The organism is Pseudoalteromonas sp. OANN1 (genome assembly GCF_024124685.1).
GTDB lineage: Bacteria > Pseudomonadota > Gammaproteobacteria > Enterobacterales > Alteromonadaceae > Pseudoalteromonas > Pseudoalteromonas piscicida.
The window spans coordinates 61,567-74,997 of record NZ_JAMXSE010000014.1 but is presented as its reverse complement, the minus strand read 5'-3'; the positions used below and the strand labels follow the sequence as shown (position 1 = coordinate 74,997).

At 44.6% G+C, this 13,431-nt stretch carries 10 protein-coding genes and 2 pseudogenes; 9 read left to right on the top strand and 3 right to left on the bottom strand.

Features of this window, described 5'->3' with window-relative positions:
* The first annotated feature begins 204 nt into the window (after positions 1 to 204).
* Genes NH462_RS12935 through NH462_RS12925 form a run of 3 tightly spaced genes read left to right on the top strand, consistent with a single transcriptional unit; the run spans position 205 to position 3,703 of the window.
* Positions 205 to 1,551, top strand: a complete 1,347-nt coding sequence (locus NH462_RS12935; protein ID WP_253105904.1) for a 3-deoxy-D-manno-octulosonic acid transferase — start codon at positions 205 to 207, stop codon at positions 1,549 to 1,551.
* A gap of 2 nt (positions 1,552 to 1,553) precedes the next feature.
* A complete protein-coding gene (locus tag NH462_RS12930) occupies positions 1,554 to 2,582 on the top strand; it encodes a glycosyltransferase family 9 protein (RefSeq protein WP_010377668.1) in 1,029 nt (342 codons plus the stop codon).
* Entirely contained in the window at positions 2,579 to 3,703 is a 1,125-nt protein-coding gene (locus NH462_RS12925) for a glycosyltransferase (protein ID WP_253105901.1), read from the top strand. Before NH462_RS12930 ends, NH462_RS12925 begins: the two co-directional genes overlap by 4 nt.
* A 338-nt stretch (positions 3,704 to 4,041) precedes the next feature.
* On the opposite strand, the gene NH462_RS12920 is transcribed toward NH462_RS12925, so the two are convergent.
* Complete coding sequence (locus tag NH462_RS12920) at positions 4,042 to 4,335, bottom strand: transposase (RefSeq protein ID WP_010377674.1); 294 nt, start codon at positions 4,333 to 4,335, stop codon at positions 4,042 to 4,044.
* A 698-nt stretch (positions 4,336 to 5,033) separates the two neighbouring features.
* On the opposite strand from NH462_RS12920, the gene NH462_RS12915 reads away from it, so the two are divergent.
* Positions 5,034 to 5,354: a DUF6482 family protein gene (locus NH462_RS12915; RefSeq protein ID WP_010377676.1), complete on the top strand. Its 321-nt coding sequence runs from the start codon at positions 5,034 to 5,036 to the stop codon at positions 5,352 to 5,354.
* 64 nt (positions 5,355 to 5,418) lie between these two features.
* On the opposite strand, the gene NH462_RS12910 is transcribed toward NH462_RS12915, so the two are convergent.
* The gene (locus NH462_RS12910; protein ID WP_253105899.1) at positions 5,419 to 7,299 is read right to left on the bottom strand and encodes a PKD domain-containing protein; all 1,881 of its coding nucleotides are present in this window, start codon (positions 7,297 to 7,299) and stop codon (positions 5,419 to 5,421) included.
* 149 nt (positions 7,300 to 7,448) lie between these two features.
* Here NH462_RS12910 and NH462_RS12905 point away from each other — a divergent pair, with 149 nt between their 5' ends.
* The 3 genes from NH462_RS12905 to NH462_RS12895 all read left to right on the top strand — a co-directional run bounded on the left by NH462_RS12905 (position 7,449) and on the right by NH462_RS12895 (position 10,449).
* Positions 7,449 to 8,231 (top strand): DeoR family transcriptional regulator, encoded by a 783-nt coding sequence (locus tag NH462_RS12905; RefSeq protein WP_010377680.1) that lies wholly within the window; start codon positions 7,449 to 7,451, stop codon positions 8,229 to 8,231.
* Positions 8,232 to 8,241: 10 nt separating this feature from the next.
* Entirely contained in the window at positions 8,242 to 10,062 is a 1,821-nt protein-coding gene (glmS, locus tag NH462_RS12900; RefSeq protein ID WP_102057780.1) for a glutamine--fructose-6-phosphate transaminase (isomerizing), read from the top strand.
* Positions 10,063 to 10,206: 144 nt separating this feature from the next.
* Positions 10,207 to 10,449 carry a hypothetical protein gene (locus tag NH462_RS12895; RefSeq protein ID WP_253105897.1) on the top strand — a complete coding sequence of 81 codons (243 nt, stop codon included), beginning with the start codon at positions 10,207 to 10,209 and terminating at the stop codon, positions 10,447 to 10,449.
* 65 nt (positions 10,450 to 10,514) lie between these two features.
* Here NH462_RS12895 and NH462_RS12890 read toward each other — a convergent pair whose 3' ends face one another.
* On the bottom strand, positions 10,515 to 11,939 hold the full coding sequence (locus tag NH462_RS12890) for a hypothetical protein (protein WP_253105894.1): 1,425 nt from the start codon (positions 11,937 to 11,939) through the stop codon (positions 10,515 to 10,517).
* Positions 11,940 to 12,492: 553 nt separating this feature from the next.
* Here NH462_RS12890 and NH462_RS12885 point away from each other — a divergent pair.
* Positions 12,493 to 12,933 (top strand): annotated as a pseudogene (locus tag NH462_RS12885) (TnsD family Tn7-like transposition protein); the annotation flags it as partial.
* Positions 12,933 to 13,377, top strand: a pseudogene (locus NH462_RS12880) (transposase); the annotation flags it as partial. The pseudogenes NH462_RS12885 and NH462_RS12880, both read left to right, overlap by 1 nt.
* Positions 13,378 to 13,431: the final 54 nt, after the last annotated feature.

The window sequence follows — 13,431 nt, the reverse complement described above, 5'->3', positions numbered from 1 at the left end:
TTCTGGTTTTGAATGGTGTGAATATGTCGCCGAGGGCAGCAAAGCGTGCTAAGAAGTCGGCATTCGTAAGCGCTAGGTGCTAGTAAGTCTCAACTTGTCACACAATTTCTGTCAGAATCTTTACTTGGCTTACCACTGTCAATTTAGTGTCAAAAACCATAGTTACACTGGGGTTAATTCAGGCTTGAATAACAAGGTGTAGCTATGGCTAAGGTTAAGGCAACCTCTCGTCTTCGTGGAAGATCAGCTAATTCACTTTGGATTGGTGTTTATAACAGTATCCTGTTGTTGTGTTTACCTTTGATTGCGCTGATCTTATTAAAAAAATGGCTACGTAAACCGGGTTATAAAAAGCACTTTTTACAGCGCTTAGGTGTCTACGGTTGTAAGCGTTTACCCGCCTGTATTCATTTACATGGCGTTTCCGTCGGCGAATGCGCCGCTATTGCTAAACTTATTCCTGAGCTGCGTAAACAGCATCCTCATTTACCCATTGTTTTTACTTGTACCACAGTAGCAGGTTCCAACTATATTGAGCGCAACTGGGGGGAGCAAGTCATTCACACCTATTTGCCATTGGACTTTCAATTGACGGTTGGTGCGTTCCTGACGCATTTTAATCCGGTATTGACCATGTCAGTTGAGATGGAGTGGTGGCCTAATCTTATCCGTCAGTCGCGCAACCAAGGCAGTCGAGTGATGCTGGTAAATGCCCGCATGACCGACAGATCAAAGAATCGCTATGCCAAAATGTTAGGTCTTTTTACCTTTATGGTGTCCAAGGTGCATAAAATCCTGCCGCAAAGTGAGCTAAGTTATCAAGCTTTTCGCGAGTTGGGTGTACCACCAGAAAAACTGATGACGTGCGGTAATATCAAGTACGATTGGCCAGAGCTTAAACACGCCGACCCAACGCAAAAACCCTCTCATTTGACATGGATTGCAGGGAGCACGCATGACACCGAAGAAATAGCGGTGGTCGCAGCGCACAAACAGTTGATACAGCAAAATCCAGCTGCTCAGCTAATTATCGCACCGCGTCATCCTGAAAGATTTGATGAGGTATGGTGGCTGCTGCAAGCAAGCGGGCTGAGCTGTCAGCGTTACTCGCACACGCCAACACTAGCGGCAAATACGCAAGTGTACCTGCTCGATACGATGGGCAAATTATTTGCGTCTTATCGTGATGCCCATGTTGCCTTTATCGGGGGCTCGTTAGTTAAGCTCGGTGGTCATAATCCTGCCGAAGCCATTGTCCAAGGGGCTGCCGTCGTAATGGGAAGTAGTCGACGAAATTGTGAAGATATATGTGCGCCGCTGAGTCAAGCTGGTGCACTTGTTGAGGGTAACGAACCACAGCAAATAGCTAAAGAAGTCATCGGCTTTTGGCAAAATAGTGCTGCAACAGTGCAACAAATACAGGCTGGGCAAGCCGCTATCGCAAAGCATAATGGCGCACTACACAAAACCACATTGCAAGTTTTATATCAGTTAAAGCAGGCGCAACGGCCAGTTCATAGTACCCGATTACATCCAATGGTGATCAGATAACAATGCAATACAACAATATCCTTATTGTCCGGCTCAGTGCCATTGGTGATATCGTGATGGCGTCAGGCCTTATTTCTGCACTAAAGGCACGTTATCCAGAGGCAAAACTGAGCTGGTTGGCAGAGCCTGCTGGCGCGACCTTGCTACAACAAAATCCACTGCTAGATGAGGTGATCCTGTGGCCTCGCAATGAGTGGCAAAAAGTGCGAAAAGCACAGGGGACCATAGCGCTACTTAAGCTAGTTAATAGCTTTAAAAAGCAGTTGGCTAGTCGACAATTTGACTTAGTGCTCGACGCCCAAGGACTCCTTAAAAGTGGCGTGCTAGCTTGGCTTAGCGGCGCTCAATATAAGGTTGGGATCAATAGTCGCGAGGGCAGTCAGTGGCTTATGAATAAGGTAGTGACCTCGCCTTGGTCTGCTGATATCAGCTCGGAATACAGAGCTGCTGCGACATTTTTTGGTGCGCCAGAAGCGGCATTTCAATACTCGCTCATTGCCTCGAAAGAGACACAACAACATACAGAAGCACTGCTATTGGAGCATACTCAAGGTCAACCTTATGTGGTGTTTTGCCCGTTCACAACGAGAGCTCAGAAACACTGGGTAGATGAGCATTGGCGTGAGTTGTATAAACAAGTAAATCAGTCTATTTGTGCGCATATTATTATATTGGGTGGACCAAGTGATATCGCGCATAGCGAGCGCTTAGAAAAACAGATGCCGGGGATCATTAATCTAACCGGGAAAACGACATTGCTTGAGTGCAGCGAGATCATTCGGGGAGCAAAAGGCGTGATTGGCGTTGATACTGGGTTGACGCATATGGCGATGGTGCATCATACCCCGGTTATTGCATTGTTTGGTTCAACCTTGCCGTATGAAAACACCTTCAATCCAAATGGTCGTGTGTTGAGCGATAAACTTGCTTGCTCACCGTGCAAACGCCGACCAACCTGTGAGGATCGTTTTGATTGTATGGTGGGGCTCACGCCACAAAGAGTGTCGAGCGCACTAGGAGAAGTGCTATGAAAGTTCTGCATATTGAAGCGGGCCGTCACTTATATGGCGGCGCACAACAAGTGGTATATTTAACCCAAGCGTTGCAGCAAAAGGGAATTGAGAACGTACTAGTTTGCCCGCCTAATAGTGAAATGATTGCAGCAGTTGATAAGCAAGTTGTTGTGGAGCCCGTGAAAATGGCAGGCGATCTCGATGTCATGCAATGGTTGCGTTTACGAAGGGCTATTGCTCATCATCGGCCTGATTGTGTTCATATTCACAGCCGTCGAGGGGTTGATACTTGGGGATTGCTTGCCGCGAAGTCGCTTAATGTTCCTGTTATTTTATCGAGGCGAGTCGACAACACCGAGCCACGCTGGTGGTCAAAATTAAAATACCCAGCCTACGATAAAGTGATCGCTATTTCAGAGGGGATCCGCCAAGTATTACTCTCACAAGGTGTCGCCTCTGAGCAAGTAAAGTTAGTCCACAGTGCAGTCGACACCCAGCGCTTTGCACCAAGTAGCGCGGAGCGGCAATGGCTGCTTGATGAGTTTGAACTGCCACAAAATGCTTTGGTTGTGGCTAATTTTGCGCAACTGATAGAGCGTAAAGGGCAGGATGTGATCATGCGTGCAGCCAAAAAACTCATTGTTGAGCATCCTAATTTGCGCGTATTACTGTTTGGTCGAGGGCCAAAGCAGCAACAGTATCAGGCACGTATAGATGAACTGGGGCTGCAAAAAATTGTCCAGCTGGTGGGATTTCGACAAGACGTAGCGCGTATCTTACCGGCGGTTGATATCGTTGCACATCCAGCATCGATGGAAGGGCTAGGCGTAGCGTTATTACAAAGCAGCGCATCTGGTGTGCCTGTAGTGGGCTTTGCTGCTGGCGGCATTCCTGAAGCGGTTGCGCACAATGAAACCGGATTACTTGCTCCGGTTGGTAATCAAGTTCAGTTTACCCAAGATCTTAATCGCTTATTGCAGGACCCGATTTTACGAGAGCAAATGGGCCGTAAAGGCCGCGCTAAAATGTGCAGTGAATTTGCCATTGAGGTGATGGCGGAAGGCAACTTGTCGGTATATCGAAGCGTGTTAACTGAGTTGGGAAGAGCGCCTTTAACTAGCCAATCACAGAAAGTGTGAGTTCCAATAAGGATAATCACCAATGCGGCTTACTAGCTTGGTTCTTAGTGGGTTTGCAGCAATATAGCGGGCAATGGTATGCCTATCTTCTGTGGATCTGAGCTGATGATCGTAATACGCGCTTTGCCAAATTTTGTATTTTGAATCCAGTTGTTTATTTAACCTGAGGTTTGGATAAGGAATGTTCCAACTCATTGTTGCTAAAGCACAACTTAGTTTTCTCCTTGTCTAGCCAGAGAGTTTTAGGGAAAACAAGGCGAATTTACGCACCAATAGCTGGCTATTGGAAGTGAATTCAACGCAGTTAGCGCTAAAACTGGCTGCTAGAAAGGCATTAATTATCCGCAGCTCAGGTTATTTAGCAGGTAAGCTGTTCTGCCTTTTAATTCTCCAACAACCTTACCAAGTTGCGTATTGCCAAGTGTCAGTAAGCCATGAAAGTGATCTGGCATTAACACCCATGTTTGCCAGCAGCACTCAAACTTTTGTTCATTATGTGAGATAGATTGGCAAAACAATCGTGCCAGCCGATAATCCGTAAAATAGGGCATGCGTTTATGGCAGTTAAACGTAATGAAGTATTCCGCGTACGGGATTGATATCCTGCCTTTTCTCAGGTCATTCCAGCTCATGTGCATTCCTTGCAATTGAGAGATGAATTTTAAAGATAATCCCTTCGATTAAATCTGTCGAGGTGAACCTCGACCTACGGGGGATGGTAGGTCGTGATTTATCACGACAGGTTTGCGAATGGATTAACGATTATCGCATCGAGGTAAGCCTCGACCTACGGTTGGATGGTAGGTCGTGATTTATCACGACAGGTTTGCGAATGGATTAACGAATATCGCATCGAGGTAAACCTCGACCTACGGGGGGTGGTAGGTCGTGATTTATCACGACATTAGGTTTCGAATGGGTTAACGATTATCCCGTCGAGGTAAGCCTCGACCTACGGGGGTGGTAGGTCGTGATTTATCACGACAACAGGTTTCGAGTGGATAAATCATTATCGCATCGAGGTAAACCTCGACCTACGGATGGGTGGTAGGTCGTGATTTATCACGACAACAGGTTTCGAGTGGATAAATCATTATCGCATCGAGGTAAGCCTCGACCTACGGGGGATGGTAGGTCGTGATTTATCACGACAATAGTTTTGCGAATGGATAAATCATTATCGCATCGAGGTAAACCTCGACCTACGGGGGATGGTAGGTCGTGATTTATCACGACAACAGGTTCGCGACAACACATTCACGACAACCAAGGTGAACCAAACACGCACAAGGGTCGTTTAATTATTAATCGGTTAAACGAGGAGAGCATTATGCTTGCTGCCACACTAAAAGAAAAAATCGCTAATAAAGAACTCCATGCCATCGTGCTTAGCTACGCGGATTCAAATCACTACTTAGCTGGTGGTCAGGATGCTGATGGGAACTTGCATATCTTAATGCATGCCGAGGGCAAACTAACGCCGTTTAACTCGCTGCGAGAGGCCGAAACAAAGCTGGCGGAGCTCGGTGCAACTCAAGCCTATCTCAGAGTTGAGTCTGCCTATGATGAAATTGGTCCTGAGGACGCTTCTGGAACGCATATCAGCAATATGGAGATCCGTCACTTAGCTCCATCCGACATAACCGTTTAAATAAAAAGGCTTAAGCGCCCGCAGGTGAGCGCTTAAGCCTTAAAAGTTATCGAGTAGAGAGACCTTATTCTACTGAAAGTGTCATTGTTTTAGTTGCAACGGAAGCGGACTTTTCATCAACAACACTTAAACTTACTTGGTAGTCGCCTGGTGCAACAGGAGTGAATTGTAGGTTCGAGTCATGAGCTGCGGTACTGTCAAGCACTTCACCAGACGGAGCAACCACCTTCCAAAAATAGGTCAAATTGCCTGCATTGCTGTCGCTATCCATAACCGTTGGAGTTATCCAAAGTGCAGTATCTATTTTAGGTTCACCTTGATAATCCAGCGACGTAATTATTGGAGCGCTATTTTGAACTGCACTTACTTTGATGAATGCTGCAACTACTAGTTCAACCTTGCCATCAGACACGATGCATTTCAGCACATAGTTGCCAGCTTCATCGAAGGTAATAGACGCGCGATTATCAGCATTATTGACTACTGCAGTGCTATTCTCAGGCTTCGTTTCAAGCGACCAGCGATAAGTGAGCGGATCGCCGTCTTTATCTTCTGCGGATACCAAAAAGACTTTGGTTTCCCCTTCCGTAGCTGTAGATATTTGTGGGCTCATAGACGCTGTGGGTCCATAATTTTCAGGGTGACTCTTTATCACGCCACTGGCGGTTTGGCTTAGCTCACCGTTACTTACCTCCACAAAATAACGGTAACTCCCCTCTCCGTGAGGCGTAAAGGTCACCGTGTCGGTATCTTCATTCGTAACGGAATAGGTCAAACCGGCGTCAAATGGCTCAAACGTCCAAATAAAGGAAAGTGTTCTGCCGCTTGTATCTCTACTTCGCTTGGCGCTAAGCTCGATGGTTTCATTGATTTTGGTTGACTCTGGCACATCGACGAATACAAGCGGTTTGTTTGCTGCGCCTAATTTGGCCGTTAAGGTATGGGTTGCTTCACTTAAACGGCCCTGTTTGTCTTTAAGGCTAAAGCGGATTTTATATTGCCCTGCCTTATCTAATTGAAGCGAGGTGAGAAATCCATTTGGTGTTGCCATTGTGGCTTGGCTGCCGCTTGGTTTGCTGTCAAAACTCCAAAGCGGTGTTACAGCGCCTTGATACTGACTACCATCGCTTTTCAGTTCAACAAAAGTCATTGAGCTTAATGTAACCTCTGAAGGTGCTGAAATAACCGCTTTAAGAGCTGGCTGGTTATCTACAACGATGACTTTTTCCGATTTGCTATGCGATGATTTACCATCATACACGGTTAAAGTAATGGTGTATTCACCCGCAAATTTAGAGGCGAAAGAGGCAACGTTATTGTTAGGGCTTACTAATGTATATTCATCAACATTAGCAGGTGCAGTGACTTGCCATTTATAACTGAGATTATCGCCGTCTGAGTCTGAGCTGTTGCTCGCATCTAACCGTAGATGCTCGTTGATGGCAATTTCCTGTTTTGTGAGTGTGAAATCAGCGACAGGAGGCGTGTTCACACTTGGTGTGGTTTTTTCTTTTACACGGATCTCAAACTGTGTTGTCGATTCGTTACTACCTGACTTGATTGTTAGCCCTACAATGTAGCTACCTGCAACATCAGCGGTAAAGTGCGCTTGCTTAGCATTGGGGTTAGATAACTGAGCGTTACTGCCTTGAGGTTTGGCTTGCCACTGCCATGTTATTTCGGCATTTTCAGGGATCGTACTTCCCGCTGTGCTAAGCTGAATGACGTTGCCTGTCTCCCCAAAGGCACTTGCCTGAATTTTAGCGACAGGCTTAGTCGTGGTATCCGTTCCTGAATCTGTATTATCGTTATTTGAATCAGTGTTGCCATTATTTCCATTTTTGCCGCCATCCTGATTGACTGGTGTAGTGTCACCACCTGAACCGCCGCATCCTGCTAGTAATAGTGAACAGCAAAATATTGATGTTATTAAGTTTTTGTTCATTTAATTGTCCTTTTAAGTACCTCAATTCGGAAATGTATCCTGATGTTCATCATATTTCCAGTTAAAATTTGTTCAGTGCAAAATTTAACTTGTTTAGGTTTTGAAGTTTCGACTATAATCGCCTTAAATTTCGAAACGAAACTTATTTAATGACTAAACGAAACACTCAACAGCGCAGACATACTATTCTTTCATGGGTAAATGAATACGGTGAAGTAAGCGTAGAATCACTCGCTGCTGAGTTTGAAACGTCAGAAGTTACGATTCGTAAGGATTTAACGGCACTAGAAAAAAGCGGCTTGTTACTACGCCGCTATGGCGGTGCGATAGCCCTTCCTAAAGAGATCACTGCATCAGGTAAAGATGAGCAAGACTCGGTACGTAAAACGGCCATTGCCAAAGCGGCCGCTGAGCTGATTAAAGATCATAATCGCATTATTATTGATAGTGGCAGAACTACCGAAACCCTAATTCCAGAGCTTGCGCAAAAGCGCGGCTTAGTCGTGATGACCAATGCGATGAATATCGCTAATCGATTGTTATCACTAGAAAATGAACCAACCTTATTGATGACCGGCGGGACGTGGGATCCGCACTCAGAATCCTTTCAAGGGCAAGTAGCAGAACAAGTACTGCAATCCTATGACTTTGATCAGCTTTTTATTGGTGCCGATGGCATTGATGTAGAGCGCGGCACAACTACATTCAACGAATTAATTGGGCTGAGCCGTGTGATGGCAAAGTCAGCCCGAGAAGTGATTGTAATGGTCGAATCCGACAAGATTGGCCGTAAAATTCCGAATTTAGAAATACCTTGGGCACAGATCACCACTTTGATCACCGACAACAACTTGGCCGATGACCTCCGCCAAGCGATCGAAGCGCGTGGTATACAACTTATCTGTGCTGAACTACACACAACGTGCAAATAATGGAGAGATTATGTGTGGAATCGTAGGCGCTGTTGCTGAGCGTCCAGTAAACAAAATTCTTATAGAAGGCCTAAAACGCCTTGAATACCGTGGTTATGACTCTGCGGGTGTCGCACTTTGCGAAGGCGGCGCACTCAACAGCGTGAAAGCCGTGGGTAAAGTGGTAAACCTAGAATCTGCGCTTGAAAATGCAGAAGTAAAAGGTACTACCGGTATCGCGCACACGCGCTGGGCAACACACGGTGGCGTAACAGAAGCTAACGCGCACCCGCATATTTCTAACAGCGAAATTGCGCTGGTGCACAACGGCATTATTGAAAACCATGAAGGTTTGCGCGCGGCATTAAAAGAAGACGGCTACGAGTTTTTATCTGACACCGACACCGAAGTGATGGTGCACTTGATCCATCAACTCAGACAGCAACACACTACATTACTTGCTGCCGTGCAAGCAGCGGTAAAACAGCTTGAAGGTGCATACGGCACGGTATTATTTGATAAAGCAAACCAAGATGAAATCATCGTGGCACGCTCAGGCAGCCCATTGGTTATCGGTCTTGGCCTTGGTGAAAACTTTATTGCCTCTGATCAGCTTGCGCTATTACCTGTAACCCGCAGCTTTATCTTCCTAGAAGAAGGCGATGTAGCACGCATTACTCGCGAAACGGTGGAAATCTTCGACATTAACGGCAATCCTGTAGAGCGCGAAGTGGTTGAGTCTAACATCACGCAAGATGCGTCGGGCAAAGGCGAATACCGCCACTACATGCTAAAAGAAATTTACGAGCAGCCAATGGCAGTACGTAATACACTTGAAGGCCGTTTAGACAACGATCGCGTTAGTATCGACGCATTTGGCGACAAAGCTAATGAAATCTTTAAAGATGTAAAACACGTTCAGATCATCGCATGTGGTACGTCTTACCACTCAGGCATGGTGGCGCGCTACTGGCTAGAGCAATTTGCAGGCGTAAGCTGTAACGTGGAAATCGCTTCAGAATTCCGTTATCGCGACTCATTTGTTCACGAAAACAGCCTGCTGGTGACCATTTCACAATCAGGTGAAACCGCAGACACTCTCGCAGCACTTCGCTTGGCTAAAGAGCAAGGCTATATGGCGTCAATGACCATCTGTAACGTACCAGGTTCATCGCTAGTACGTGAGTCAGATCTTGCCTTTATGACCAAAGCCGGCGCTGAAATCGGTGTGGCATCAACCAAAGCATTTACGACTCAACTAGTTGGCTTATTGATGCTAACGGCATCGATCGCGCAGGAAAAAGGCCGTGACCAAAGCGCAATCGTCAACGCTATCAAAACCCTGCCAACCAAGCTTGAAGAAACCCTAACGATGGCTGACGGCATTGAGCTACTTGCAGAAGAATTCGCCGACAAACACCACTCATTGTTCCTTGGCCGTGGTTCACAATACCCAATCGCAATGGAAGGCGCGCTTAAGCTTAAAGAGATCTCCTACATCCACGCCGAAGCTTATGCGGCAGGCGAGCTAAAACATGGGCCGCTCGCGCTTATCGACGCAGACATGCCAATCATCGTCGTTGCACCAAACAACGAGCTGCTTGAAAAGCTCAAATCAAACGTTGAAGAAGTACGCGCACGCGGCGGTATCATCTATGTATTTGCAGACAAAGACTCAAACTTTGCCTCAGACGACACCATGCGAGTAATGAACGTCAACCACGTAGAAAACATCATCGCCCCAGTGGTTTACACCATCCCACTACAGCTACTTTCATATTATGTAGCCGTAATCAAAGGCACCGATGTTGACCAACCGAGAAACCTCGCAAAGAGTGTAACGGTAGAATAAGAAAAGGCGCGCAAGCGCCTCAGATGTGGGTGAACAATAAAGATATTCATACTAAAATGGCTTGGCCAAGGGCTTGATAATGGAGATAACTCTGTAGTTATACTTTAGAGTTGTGGTCGATTTATCTAAGCGTAAAGGAAAGTTATGGTTACTAGAGAGGATATGAAAGGCTGGATCATTGAATGCCTACAATCAAGAGGAGGTTCAGGATGGCCAAAAGATGTTGCACGGTATGTATGGGAATCCTACGAAAAAGAGCTCAGATTGTCAGGTGATTTGCTTTATACATGGCAGTACGATTTAAGGTGGGCCGCCCAGCGACTAAGATATTCGGGAGTATTAAAGCCTGTGAACGGTCGTAGAGACTTACCTTGGGAGCTAAGCTAATTCAAATAGAGAAAAGCCGACTTTTGATCGGCTTTTCTTCATTTCTGTTATGTATCTTCAACTTACTAGAAATTAAGAAGGAATTCTAAATCGTTAAAGCACCAATTTGCTTTCAGTATGAATTGCTTCTCTATTTTGAGAATGTCAGACTCGTTAAAATCCGACAGCTCAATTTGCGCTTTTTCATGTCTATCTATGGAAAGCCAGTACGTATTAGTTTCTTCATTGAAGAAAAACCAGCATTTATATAAATCACCAATGATTTTATAGATCATCTGCTCTTTTTGATGATCAAACTTTTCCAGCACCAAGACATCACCTGAACTAGATGACTCTATGTATATCAGCCAGTCGGAGAGCATTAGATAGCTGCTATCTATACTTCGCCTTTGCGCTCTCTTATGAAGCTTTTGCGTGAAAGATGGGGAATTTGCTCCTAGGTGATCATATATAGCTTCGGTAATATCTTCCTCGTTTAATAGCTTTAAAGCTATATCACCGGTAGTGAGATCTTCGGGATACACACGCTTAATTGGTCTAATGTAAAGTCCCTCTGTATTGGGTAACGGAGGATGTGCGTTTAAGCTCATACCATCAAACTCATATAAACTAAATGTCTTGTCGACTCTTCGGCTTACTTTTTTTGAAAGCATAGCAATGGCATCAACTTCACCAAGGGTGAAGTCCAAAGAGTTAACCTCTAGTTCGGCTTTTGTATAGATCATAAATGGCCGCTTTAAATTGTCAGCATATTGCTTTTCAGCGCCACAAAAATGATTCCAACTCTCATAGTCAAAGAATTTAGCCGTAATCTCTAATAGCTCGGAGCGTTTTGCTCGATAGTGAAGTATCTTCCTGAGAAACCTTTCCATTTGGTTTGCAAGCGATTTCGTTGAAACAAGCATTGGATAAGTAGCGCACTCGCTAGATTTTATTTGACCAAGATTGGGGATTTCTTGAAGTCTTTTTGTCACAACATCTTCGGCGTCATTCCAGAAGCTTTTCTCAAGTGCAGTTTCTATTCTGTGATTTAATGTGTGTTCTACTCTCTCAAAGTGAGGTATATAAATTTCAGCAAGAAGCTCTTTATCGCTATAAAAGGCAAGGTTATCTTGATCACATTTGACATGTGAAGGGATAAGCCCCTGAGTATCGAGCTCATATATTACTAAGGCTAAAGCATCTTGTTTGCAGGTTGCACAGTAAAAATAATCACTGACTGATGAATCCGATTTTTTATTGCACGCTAAATTTACAATATGCCAGTTAGTTGGTGAAGGTCTATTTTTTAAATCGTATGCCCACAGCCCACCTTTATCTAAGTAGTACTCTAGAGCTTTTGTGTAAAAGTCTGTTCTAGTAAATTCGTTGAGAATGTTGTGTTGTACGTTGGGTTGAGGGATTAACAGCTGAGGGTCAACATGAAAGCCTTTTTCGGCTAGTACACTAACTAGCTTCTCACAAGCTACATAAAAAGGTGCTAAAGACATAGGTATATCTCCATTTCTCATCTTGGCTATATTGAATGAGTTGTGTGCGTTACTCCCAAGCCAAGTGATAGATGGAAAACGAAGTTTGTTGATTAGATCTGATTCGCCTTAGCAATATTTGCTCGCACACAGCAGGTATCAGATGACCTTGTTTTAAGATAAATCAAAATTCACTGAGGATCTACCAAGAATTCTAATTTTTGCTGTGCCAATGGATATGAAGCTATAAATGACATCATGAATTAATAAATTTGCATCACACTTTCACTCTAGCTATGCTGAAATTTCAATCAGTTATAGCGGTATATTATGTCTAGGAAGGTTGGCCATACTGAGGCGCAATATCGTAAGTGGATTAAAGAAGGGCGTGGTACAGGCGAGTATCAGGATTACAAGCCTTAGTTAACGGTTTATGATGCGCCATCCGGTAGTCGTGTACTCTGAACCTGTGGTAGCTTTCCAAACACGTCGCGCAAAGTGGCAACGTGCTATGGCTAAGTTTGGCGTTAAAGGTGCTAGGCAGAACGGTTTTGCGGGTTGATACAAATGGCTATATCGGCATGATAAGCAGTGGCTGATACAATTTAATCAAGGCTCGATGCGACCAAATGTTGCCGAACCAAGTCGGGTCGATTGGCCGAAAAGAGACAAGAAATTTGTTAGGCAACTAATTAATTTAATGAATAAATCTGAAAATCAATTAGATACTGCGCGATATACAATCACTTGGTTCGCAACTCATGCAAACATTCCATTGTCTAAGATCAAAAAAACACATAAGTTACCTTTATGTAAATTGTTTTTTAATAAATATTGTGAAACTATAGAGGAATACCAATGCCGTCGTATCGCAGTGGCATGTATTCGTTGTATTGCAAAACATCAAATGCTCAGAGCTTGGCGAATTGAACGTATAGCAGGGCTAAACGAGAAAAGGACCCGACCACTTGCGCCGCAATTGCTAGGATTTGCAGTAAAGTATGAACCAAGTTGATAGATTTAAAACGCTACCCAGAAGAGTTTAAAAGAGAAGCAGTTAAATAAGGTGTTGATCGCGGGTATTCAATATCTGACGTTGCTAAACGGTTAAATGTCATAACTTACAGCCTCTATGCTTGGGTCAAAAAGTACGGCCCTGATTCACCGTAACACAACGAACTAAGTGATGCACAAGCTGAGATTAGACGGATACAAAAAGAATTAAAACGAACAACCGAAGAACGTGACCTGTTGAAAAAAGCCGCGGTATACTTCGCCAAGAAGTTCGGCTGAAGTATGTCTTTATAAAAGAAAATTCGGACAGCTGGCCTGTTCGTTGGCTCTGTAACATGTTCGATGTTCATCCGAGTGGTATTATGCATGGAACAAACAGCTTCACTCCAATCGAGCTAAAGCCATTCAACGCCTTACAGGTTTGATTAAACAGTTTTGGTTGGAGTAAGGAGGTATCTACGTTTGCCGAAAAGTTCATTCTGACTTACGAAATATTGAA

Excerpts from the sequence above, each read along its gene's own strand:
- NH462_RS12935 (WP_253105904.1), top strand. The coding sequence starts at position 205 with ATGGCTAAGGTTAAGGCAACCTCTCGTCTTCGTGGAAGATCAGCTAAT.
- NH462_RS12930 (WP_010377668.1), top strand. The coding sequence starts at position 1,554 with ATGCAATACAACAATATCCTTATTGTCCGGCTCAGTGCCATTGGTGAT.
- NH462_RS12925 (WP_253105901.1), top strand. The coding sequence starts at position 2,579 with ATGAAAGTTCTGCATATTGAAGCGGGCCGTCACTTATATGGCGGCGCA.
- NH462_RS12920 (WP_010377674.1), bottom strand. The coding sequence starts at position 4,335 with ATGAGCTGGAATGACCTGAGAAAAGGCAGGATATCAATCCCGTACGCG.
- NH462_RS12915 (WP_010377676.1), top strand. The coding sequence starts at position 5,034 with ATGCTTGCTGCCACACTAAAAGAAAAAATCGCTAATAAAGAACTCCAT.
- NH462_RS12910 (WP_253105899.1), bottom strand. The coding sequence starts at position 7,299 with ATGAACAAAAACTTAATAACATCAATATTTTGCTGTTCACTATTACTA.
- NH462_RS12905 (WP_010377680.1), top strand. The coding sequence starts at position 7,449 with ATGACTAAACGAAACACTCAACAGCGCAGACATACTATTCTTTCATGG.
- glmS (WP_102057780.1), top strand. The coding sequence starts at position 8,242 with ATGTGTGGAATCGTAGGCGCTGTTGCTGAGCGTCCAGTAAACAAAATT.
- NH462_RS12895 (WP_253105897.1), top strand. The coding sequence starts at position 10,207 with ATGGTTACTAGAGAGGATATGAAAGGCTGGATCATTGAATGCCTACAA.
- NH462_RS12890 (WP_253105894.1), bottom strand. The coding sequence starts at position 11,939 with ATGTCTTTAGCACCTTTTTATGTAGCTTGTGAGAAGCTAGTTAGTGTA.